This window comes from Bacillus sp. 05T31, assembly GCF_056396725.1.
Genome location: NZ_JBFTMA010001372.1, coordinates 1 through 459 on the forward strand (window position 1 = coordinate 1; position 459 = coordinate 459).

The 459-nt window shown below is 30.5% G+C and carries 1 pseudogene; it reads right to left on the reverse strand.

What is annotated here, in order from left to right:
* Positions 1-302, reverse strand: a pseudogene (locus tag AC1DJR_RS33360) (hypothetical protein); the annotation flags it as partial.
* Positions 303-459 lie beyond the last annotated feature (157 nt).

Consider the following 459-nt stretch of genomic DNA (forward strand, 5'->3'; position numbering starts at 1 on the left):
ACATAAGGGATATGACTAGTAATTTTATCGTGTAGTTTATTAACATGGTTATTTGCTAGTGCGTGTTTTGCAGCTTCTTCGCCTACTAAAAAATATCTTTCTTTCTCTTCGCCCGGAATTGTTGTAGAGATTAATAAGCGAGAATCTAGATCTTTAGGGTTTCCAATGGCAGCAACAAAATGAGAATCAGCTTCATTTTTGCTGATTTCCACAACATTTGTAGGGATCTCAACATAAAAACCATCAATCAAATTCATATCAAGTGAGTTCCCGGAATCCTTATTCATCATAGAAATTTTCATTTTTTTCTCCACTCCTTTTTTATCTTTGTTAACAATATACCATAACTAAACTGTAGATGGAAGTATTTTCTTATCAAAGTTAACAAAAATATTTTCCGTTTAAATGCTTGTTTTATAAGGTTTTTTGGTGCTTTTATTATTTTAATTTCATATAATG